Annotated in this window: 7 protein-coding genes and 1 pseudogene; 3 read left to right on the forward strand and 5 right to left on the reverse strand. The window is 54.1% G+C overall.

Annotated features, from left to right (window positions below; genetic code table 11):
• Positions 1 to 198 precede the first annotated feature (198 nt).
• Positions 199 to 1230: a Mal regulon transcriptional regulator MalI gene (locus ACLQ7H_RS00360; protein ID WP_411750963.1), complete on the forward strand. Its 1032-nt coding sequence runs from the start codon at positions 199 to 201 to the stop codon at positions 1228 to 1230.
• Here the strand turns inward: ACLQ7H_RS00360 and ACLQ7H_RS00365 are convergent.
• A complete protein-coding gene (locus ACLQ7H_RS00365) occupies positions 1211 to 2128 on the reverse strand; it encodes a LysR family transcriptional regulator (protein ID WP_411750958.1) in 918 nt (305 codons plus the stop codon). The two genes, ACLQ7H_RS00360 and ACLQ7H_RS00365, sit on opposite strands and share 20 nt — an antisense overlap.
• A 100-nt stretch (positions 2129 to 2228) precedes the next feature.
• Between ACLQ7H_RS00365 and ACLQ7H_RS00370 the strand changes: the two genes are divergently transcribed.
• Positions 2229 to 3368, forward strand: coding sequence for a serine hydrolase domain-containing protein (locus ACLQ7H_RS00370; protein ID WP_411750959.1), 1140 nt, complete (start codon positions 2229 to 2231; stop codon positions 3366 to 3368).
• Positions 3369 to 3416: 48 nt separating this feature from the next.
• Here ACLQ7H_RS00370 and ACLQ7H_RS00375 read toward each other — a convergent pair.
• The 4 genes and pseudogenes from ACLQ7H_RS00375 to manA form a co-directional block, all read right to left on the reverse strand.
• A pseudogene (locus ACLQ7H_RS00375) lies at positions 3417 to 4733 on the reverse strand (YdgA family protein).
• Positions 4724 to 4882, reverse strand: a complete 159-nt coding sequence (locus ACLQ7H_RS00380) for a DUF945 family protein (protein ID WP_411750960.1) — start codon at positions 4880 to 4882, stop codon at positions 4724 to 4726. Before ACLQ7H_RS00380 ends, ACLQ7H_RS00375 begins: the two are co-directional and overlap by 10 nt.
• A 181-nt stretch (positions 4883 to 5063) precedes the next feature.
• The gene (locus ACLQ7H_RS00385; protein ID WP_411750961.1) at positions 5064 to 6623 is read right to left on the reverse strand and encodes a YdgA family protein; all 1560 of its coding nucleotides are present in this window, start codon (positions 6621 to 6623) and stop codon (positions 5064 to 5066) included.
• Between the two features lie 136 nt (positions 6624 to 6759).
• Entirely contained in the window at positions 6760 to 7938 is a 1179-nt protein-coding gene (manA, locus tag ACLQ7H_RS00390; protein ID WP_411750964.1) for a mannose-6-phosphate isomerase, read from the reverse strand.
• A 322-nt stretch (positions 7939 to 8260) separates the two neighbouring features.
• On the opposite strand from manA, the gene ACLQ7H_RS00395 reads away from it, so the two are divergent.
• On the forward strand, positions 8261 to 8444 hold a 184-nt coding region (locus tag ACLQ7H_RS00395; RefSeq protein ID WP_411750962.1), incomplete at its 3' end, for a lyase family protein.

Below are 8444 nucleotides of genomic sequence, written 5' to 3' on the forward strand. Positions count from 1 at the left end.
TGCAATGTTATGTGTACCCGATTAGGTAAAAATAAGATAAAACGTTTTACCTAGTAAAAATGCGTCCCTAATCACAATTATGAACGGTGCTTTGCGGTGACAATGCCCATGTGGGTAAATCGTTTTACTGCATTGAGAGATTCGGTATACCATGGGTTATCAGGGTGAAGTTCGCCTTGGTAGGGCATTGCAGAGGTTATAACCATCAAAAAGATCACTATCACTGACGTCGCACAGTTGGCAGGCGTATCCGTGACCACCGTTTCCCTGGTGCTGAGCGGTAAAGGGCGTATTTCGCCTACCACCATGACCCGTGTGAATCAGGCGATCGAGCAGCTTGGCTATGTTCGTAACCGTCAGGCCGCTACGCTGCGCGGTGGCGAATCGGGGGTGGTAGGGCTGATCCTGCGTGATATCTGCGAACCGTTTTATGCCGAGATGACCGCTGGGGTGAGTGAAGTTCTGGAAGCCAATGGCAAAGTGCTGTTTCTGACCCAAAGTGGGCGCGACGGCAAAGGGCTGATGCGCTGTTTTGATATGCTGCTGGAGCACGGCGTTGACGGCATGGTGCTGGCAGGTGGGGTACGTACCGCGAAAGGGCTGAAAGAGAAAGCCGAAGCTCAGGGGGTGCCGTTGGTGTGTGCCGCGCGCTCCAATGGGCTGGAAGGTGTAGACGTGGTGCGGCCCGATAATATGCAGGCCGCGAAAATGGCCACCGAGTTTCTGATTAAGCGGGGTCATAGCCAGATCGCCTACCTTGGTGGACAAAGCGATTCCCTCACCCGCGCCGAACGCCTGGGGGGATTCTGTGCCACCCTGGTGCAATATGGCCTACCATTCCGTTCAGAGTGGATCGTCGAATGCGACTGTCATCAACGCGCAGCCGCTGAAGCTGCCGAAAACCTGTTGCGTCAGTATCCTAATATCAGTGCGTTGGTGTGTCATAAGGCCTCGGTAGCGTTGGGGGCCTATTTTGGCATCGTGCGCAGTGGCCGTAGCATCGGCTCGGAAGGGATGGACAGTTTTTATGGTCAACAAGTGGCGCTGATCGGTTTTGGCGATGTGCCGGAGGCCGAACTGACCGAACCCCCGCTGACCTTTATCTCCAGCTCTGCCCGTGAGGTTGGGCGAAGCGCCGCCTTGCGGTTACTGCAACGCATTGGTGACGATTCATTGGCACCGCAGAATGTGATCCTGTCCCCCTCATTGATCAAACGCGGATCGGCTTGATCTGCTGTTCGCGTTTTTCCCGCATAAAATCGATAAAGGCGCGCAGCTTGAGCGGCATATGGCGGCCCGCCGGAAAGTAGATAAAGAACCCCGGCGCGACGTTGCTAAAATCCTGCAGAACCTCCCGCAGTTGCCCGCTCTGCAACTCTTGGTGTACGGCAGCCCGAAAGCGTTGGGTGAGCCCTAGTCCCGCTATCGCCGCGTCTTTAAGTAGCTGATTTTCATTGAAGATAAGCCGCCCGTTGACTTCGAGTGTTAACTGCTCAGTCCCATCGTTGAAATACCAGGGCTCCAGTTTACTACTGCCGGGAAAGCGGTAGCGCATGCAGTCATGCTGCGGCAACTCCTGCGGCGTTTCGGGTTGACCATGTTGTGCCAGATAGCCCGGAGAAGCCACGACCACATGTTGTTGGCCGTGGTCGATAGGGATGGCCACCATGTCTTTTTGCAACATCCGCTGCATACGGATGCCCGCGTCAAAATTATCCAGCACCAGATCGGCAAAGCGATCGTCGGTAAACAGCTCCAGCTTGAGTTGTGGATAGCGCGCATGGAACTCCGGCAGATGGGGCATGACCAGCATCGAAGCGGCCAACTGCGGCAAAGTAATCCGTAATAAGCCGCTGGGTTCACCGCGTTGGCTGCTGGCATGTTCCGCCGCGATCTCAATCTGGCCCATCGCGGGGGCGATTTTTTCATAAAATGCCAACCCTTCATCGCTTAGCCTGACTGAACGGCTGGTGCGGTTGAACAGGCGTACCCCCAGGAGGGCCTCTAGCGAGCGGATATTTTGTGAAACCGCAGGCGGTGTGACGCCGAGATGATTGGCCGCCTGGGTAAAGCTGCCTAACTTGGCAACGGCATCGAAAAACGGCAGTAATTGCAGCAGTGAGCTCATCTATCGATAATTCCAGCTTAATGAATCATTAAATTTTAGCCTATTTAATTTAATGATGAAAACCGTAGACTGGCCTCATTATCTTAAGAGGATTACGATTATGGCTCAGGCATTGGCACAACGGATAGAGGCAGTCAATCAGCAGGCGATCGCTGAAGGGCGGATCGTGGGTAGCGTAGTGCTGGTGGCTCAACAGGGAACGGTGATTTACGCCGGTGCCAGCGGTTTTGCCGATCGCGAGCAGCGGCAACCCATGCAACGTAACAGCCAATTCCGGCTATCTTCGGTCTCCAAACCTTATATCACGCTGGCGGCGATGCGCATGATAGAGCAGCAATTGCTGAGTCTGGATGACGCCGTTAGCCATTGGCTACCGTGGTTTACCCCTGCGTTGCCCGATGGACGGCGGCCAGCGATTGCTATTCGCCACCTGTTAACTCACACCGCCGGATTGGATTACCGTTTCAAGCAGCCGGAGGGCGGGATCTATCAGCGGTTGGGGATCCTCGACGGCATGGAAATGTCCTCGTTAACGCTGGAACAAAACCTGCGTCGGTTGGCGCAGGCGCCGTTGCAAGCCGAGCCAGGGAGCGAATTCAGCTACTCACTGGCAATTGACGTATTGGGTGCGGTGCTAGAGCAGGTGGCCGGTATGCCTTTACCACAGCTGTTTGAACACTGGGTTGGCCAACCGCTAGGGCTGGGGAATACCGGTTTTTATTTGTTGGACGCCAATCGGTTGGCTACGGCTTATTACAATGCTCAACCGCAACCGGCAGCGATGTATGACGGTTTTCTGCTGAGGCTTCCGGAGGAGTTTGGTTTTGACGTGCAGTTTGCGCCTTCGCGAGCGCTTGATCGCCACGCTTTTCCTTCGGCTGGCGCAGGGATGGTTGGTGACGCTGATGATGTGCTGCGCCTGGTAGAGACATTGCGTAGCGGTGGCGACGGAATTTTGCAGCCGGAAACCGCCGCATTGATGCGTCAACCCCATGTAGGCGCGCAGGCTGAAATTCAGGGGCCGGGTTGGGGCTTTGGCTTTGGCGGGGCGGTGCTGGTGGATGCCGCATTGGCAGCAACGCCGCAGAGTAACGGCACCCTGCAGTGGGGCGGCGTGTATGGGCACAGCTGGTTTTACGATCCTGTCGCACAGTTGAGCGTGGTCGCGTTGACCAACACCGCGATTGAGGGAATGAGTGGTTTATATCCCGTGCAGATCCGCGATGCGGTCTATGGCTAGGGCAATGCTACAAAGCGGGCGCAGCATGCGGCGCCCCTAAGTTAGCATTTAGTGGCATTGAGCTGGCTGCTCCGGCGCAGCCTCGATCACCGGAGGGCCCCCGGCAAAGCTGCCGATAAACGCCTGTAGCGACATCTTGTTGCCATTGAGTTCGACCTGATTATCGGCATAGTGGAAGTTACCGCCAATCAGACCATCTTTCTGCGTTACCAGATTAAATTTCTGCGCCATGGCGACCAGAGCTTGAACTTGCTGCGGTGCCATCGTTTGCGCCTGTTGTGTACTGGCGCCTCGTAACTGCGTTAGCTGAACTGCGGTTTCTGTTGCCATCGCCTCCGGGATCGTCAGATGGGCTTCCAGCCTTTTGATCGCCTGTGTGAGTTGCTCCTCTGGTGAAGTTGCCGCCGTGCCCGTTTGGAGTGGCTCTTGCAGACCTAGATTAAAGGTGAAGGTGGCTTCGCCCTGGCTGTTTTTCCAACCCAACGGGGCAATGCTGAGGGTTGGGTAGCCTTTGAACAACCGTGGCATATTTTGTTCAACCAATTTGGCCAACTGTTGCTGAGTGGCTTCATATTGCTGTAACAGGTTGAGACTCTGTTGGTTGTAGAACTCGATAAATGCCTTCACTGCCTTGGCGTCTAAATTGTTAACGTTTAACTTCAGTTGGCCCGAGCCAAGGTCCTTGCCGCGAACTTTTACCGCGCTTACGCCGTAATCGAATTGGCCATTCAGGTAATCACCTTTAGCATCGGTCTGAGTGGCCATAGTAAAACCCTCCACCAGGACATCTTAGGCATCTCCAACTATCTGTAGCTGCTTTACGCCTAAAAACTGGGTGCCTAGTTTGAAATCCAAGGGGTTTTTCTTGGTGTCGCTTTGACATTTCAACCCATGTATTACGATTTTTCCCTGGTTCTTGTCCGCGATTTCCAGGTTATCAGTATTGAAATCCAACCTGATATTTTTCAGATCGTGGCTGATGTCGGCCGCCAGCTTGGCCCCGCTGAATGTCAGCCGGTATTCATCTTGTTGGTAATCCAGCGGGAGCATATCGACAACCGACGAAATATCACCGTTGTAAGCAATACGCGTATTGGAGGCGATCGGCGACTTGCCTTTGGTGGCGTCAAACAGCGGTTTGATGACTGACGTATTTTCCAGTTCGGCATGCAGCGAGGCCATAGTTGGCAGTAGGTTTAAGCGTGTTAGTTGGCTCAGCGGGAAGGGGCCATGATCGATGGTTACCTGCGATGCCACTTCATCACCGGAGCTCTCTTTATCGGTACCATCGGCTCGTAGCACATAGCGCACCTGACTGGTAAAAATGCCACGCCGGTAATTTTCAACGCTTAGTTTTACCCCCACATCGGGCAGGTGTCTTTCAACTGTTGATTGACGTTAGCGACCAAGGTATCCATCCGTTGTTCGATCTGCTTACCGGTATACCAGCAAGCTCCACTCCAAGCTGCGCCAAGGACGGCAATGATGCTGATGGCGACTAATGATTTTTTCATGCTCGATGATCCCTTTCTACAGCTGAGAGGAGCGGCAATACGGTCAATTTTGGCAAGGATTGTGACGGCAGGATGATTATCCTGGCAACCGATTTACGCTCAATCGACGAAGTTTAAGAAAAAGCGGGGTTATTGCAGTGGGGAGGAGAATAGGGGCCTGGCATCGCCAAGCCCCTTAGTGTTACTGGCCTTGAATCATCGGTTGCTCAGGTGCCGGGGCGGCATCCTGCTGATCGGGTTCTGGTGCACTGTCTTCTTCTGGTGCGGAACCGCCGCCCAGCATACCGAACATACCCACGAACTCCGGCAGCGACATTTTGTTGCCGTTCAGCTCAATCTGGTTGTCGGCATACTTGAAGCTGCTGCTAATCACGTTATCTTTCAGCGTGGTGATCTTGAACATCTCGCCCATGGCTGCCAGGCTTTTCACTTGCTGTTCGGCCTGTTGCTGCGCGTCTGGTGCGCTGGCACCTTGCAGCTGTGCCGCCTGAGCCATGGTTTCCTGCGCCATAGCGACCGGAATAGTCAGTTGCGCGTCGATTTTCTTGACCGAACGGGCAAGCTGCTGATCCGGTGATTCTGCTGCCGCGCCAGCCTGTGCTGGGTCCAGTAGATCGAGGTTAAGGGTAAAGGCGCTTTCACCCTTGGCATTTTTCCAGCTCAGCGGTGCGATGCTGATGGTTGGATTGCCTTTCAGCAACAGTGGCAGGTTCTGCACCAGCATCTCAGCCGTTTGCTGCTGGTAGGCTTCTGGCGACAGCGTTTCGGCCTGTTGCAGCAAGGTCATGGCCTGCTGGTTGTAACGATCGGCAAACTCTTTCAGCCCTTTAGCATCCAGGTTATCGATTTTCAGCAGCAGTTTACCTGCGCCAAAATCGGTGCCCTGAATTTTTAACGCCGTCATGGTGTAATCCAACTGACCGGCGAGGCTGTTGCCTTTCTCACCGAACTGGCTGGCCAGGTTAAAGCCTTCCATCGTCATGGCATCTTTGCCGTCAACTGCTACGGTCAACTGCTTCAGGCCCAGCGCTTGTTCGCCCAGGCTTAGGCTGTATTGGCCGAGATGCGTGTTGCTTTTGAGCGTCAGCCCTTGCATCGTCATCTGTTCGTTCTGGCCAGACTGGTTCGGGCCACTGATCACCAGGCTGTCACTGCTGGCGTCCAGGATAGCGGTTTGCATATCCTTGCCGATATCCGCGTCAATTTTTGCACCGCTGAATTTCAGTGAAGACTTGTCTTTCTGATATTCCACCGGGATCACATCGATGGAGCTGGCGACATCGCCGCTGTAGGCAATGCGTGAATCGGCGCTGAACAGCGACTTGCCTTTGGTGATCTCAAACAGCGTTTTGACTTTCGGGGTGTTTTCCAGCTCGGTATGCACCGAAGCCATGCTCGGGATCAGGTTGAATCTTTTCAACTGGGCTAGTGGGAATGGGCCGTGATCGACGGTTTCAATGAAGGCCACTTCTTCACCGGACTTCAGCAGGGCATCGTCGGTGGTGATGCTACCATCGGCACGCAGCACAAAACGGGCTTGGCTGCTGAATATCCCGCGTTGGTAGTTTTCATAGCTCATCTTGACCCCAGCCTTCGGCAGCATGGTTTTCAGCTGGCTATTGGCGGTGTCTACCATTTCCCCCATCCGTTGCTCGATCAGCTTGCCGGTGTACCAGGAGGCTCCAGTCCATGCTGCGCCAAGCACCACAATGACGCTGACAGCGACTAACGATTTTTTCATAGTTCTGTTCTTCCTTTGTGTAAGTCGGTTGAGGGCAGGGCAACCCATTGAGCCTGCAAAAAAACGCCCGCAGGCGTTTTATTGTGTAGGTAAACTAATCATCTTAGCAACTTATTTACCTATATTTTACCGTCAATTAGGACAACTGATTATAAACGCGGGCGATACGGCCGCTTCCGGTGACGTTAACCGGGGATTCAACGGCGGCAATAAAGCAGGATTCTCCCGGCTGCAAGATGACCCGCTGGCCCTGTTTCTCCAGCGTTGCTTCACCTTCTACGCAGAACACGATCGCCGCGCTGTTTTGCGCCAGTGGCTGCGGTGTGTCATCGAGATCGTGTAACGAGAAGGCAAAGTCCTCAACGGGGATCGGGAAGAACAGTTCCTTGCCACGTTGCTCTGGCTGAGTCAGCAGGCCAGATGCCGGTTGTGGACGGAACTGCAGATTGGCCAACAGTTCAGGGATATCGATGAATTTTGGCGTCAGACCTGCGCGCAGCACGTTATCCGAGTTTGCCATTACTTCCAGCGCGACGCCGTTCAGGTAGGCATGCGGGGTTTCTGCATACAGGAACATGGCTTCACCCGGTGCCAGCTTGACCACGTTCAACAGCAGCGGAGAGAACAGGCCGCTGTCGTCGGCATAGAAACGGGCGATAAAGCGAATAGTGTCCCAAGGTTCACCCTGCTGATTGTTCAAGGCGGCTTTCAGCACGCCAAGTGCCAGCGTTTTTTGCTCACCGCTCATGCCCAGCAGGCTGGCAAACAGGGTCGCCAGGTGGGCGGTATCCGGCTGTTGCAGAAAAGCGGCGATATCGTGATGTGCGCCAGAAAGCGGTTGTAACAGCGCAACGATATCGTCCAACTCACGGAAGCCATTCATCGCCAGGAACGGCGTCAGGGCTAACACCAGCTCCGGCTTGTGATTCGGATCCTTATAGTTGCGTTCTGCGGCATCAAATGGAATACCGGCGGCATTTTCTTTGGCAAAGCCCACCTCAGCGGCACTTTTGCTTGGGTGGACCTGGATGGAGAGCGGCTGGTCGGCACACAGCACTTTAAACAGGAACGGCAGTTCACCAAAGCGTTGTGCCACTTCGGCACCCAGTTGTTTCGGCTGGTCGGCATCAATCACTTCACGTAGCGAACACAGATTCCCTGCCTGATCGGCGACCTGTGAACTGCTTTTAGGGTGAGCCCCCATCCACAGTTCGGCCATTGGCTTGCCTGTCGGGTTGGCAATGCCATACAGCTTGGTTAACGCATCAACGCTGCCCCAGGCGTAGTTTTGGATGGCATTAGTCATTTTTTGCATCATCGTATCCCTGCTTACTCAAGAAAATTGCGCTAAGTAAACAATGCGGCGCAGGCGCATGCAAGCCAAGATGGCTAAAAATGCTTATTGCTCTGGCTGTTAATGCGAATAATTATTATCTAGCTATACTGAGGTGGCTCGCCAATGGGTTGCGGCTCGTTGGCATTCCCCCTACCCGTCGTCTTTCAAGTTGCAGCGTTGTTACCTGCACTTACTCACCCCAGTCACTTACCCAAAAGTAAGCTCCTGGGGATGAGTAAGTTTGTCGCCTAGCTGCAACTTGAAATCCATAGGGTAAATATCAGATGCTAAGGAGACCGTGATGGCAGGCGTTCGGATTGAAAAAGACTCAATGGGCCCCATCGAAGTACCCGCAGACCAGCTATGGGGCGCTCAGACTCAGCGTTCGTTGGAACATTTCCGTATCTCATCAGAAAAAATGCCTCCGGCGCTCATCCATGCGTTGGCGATGACCAAGCGGGCGGCAGCCAGCGTTAATATGGATC

Source organism: Serratia sp. (in: enterobacteria) (genome assembly GCF_046715635.1).
Taxonomy (GTDB): Bacteria; Pseudomonadota; Gammaproteobacteria; order Enterobacterales; family Enterobacteriaceae; genus Chania.